Here is a 407-nt window from a genome sequence, read left to right as displayed (position 1 = left end):
ACTGGCCGACCGTACCGGTGAGTCCGCGCATGTCGGATTGACCAATGTGGACCATCGGCTGCGCGCGGCATTCGGCAACGATTACGGTCTGGGGGTCGAGACAGCGGTGGGTGCGGGCACCAAAGTGGTGATGCGCGTGCCGAAGTTCCGCTCAGGGGTTCGAGCCGGCGGAGGTGCGTTGGGGTGAGCTCCAAGCTGACCGTGCTCGCCGTCGATGATGAGGCACCCGCCCTCGACGAGTTGGCCTATCTGCTGGGCCGGCATCCCGCTGTCGGTGAGGTGCACACCGCGTCCGACGCCACCTCGGCGCTGCGCGAACTCAACCAGCACGCCATCGACGCGGTGTTCCTCGACATCAACATGCCCGGCCTGTCCGGCATCGAATTGGCCGGGGTGCTATCCAATTA

1 protein-coding gene and 1 pseudogene are annotated in these 407 nt (G+C 65.6%); both read left to right on the top strand.

The features are described from left to right. Positions 1 to 187 (top strand): annotated as a pseudogene (locus RM590_RS35795) (sensor histidine kinase); the annotation flags it as partial. Next, positions 184 to 407 (top strand): response regulator (locus RM590_RS35790; protein WP_311708980.1); only part of this gene is annotated, 224 nt, incomplete at its 3' end. The pseudogene RM590_RS35795 and the gene RM590_RS35790, both read left to right, overlap by 4 nt.

This window comes from Streptomyces litchfieldiae (genome assembly GCF_031845365.1).
Taxonomy (GTDB): domain Bacteria; phylum Actinomycetota; class Actinomycetes; order Streptomycetales; family Streptomycetaceae; genus Streptomyces; species Streptomyces litchfieldiae.
The sequence above is the reverse complement of the archived record's forward strand: the minus strand, read 5'-3'. Positions and strand labels throughout refer to the sequence as shown.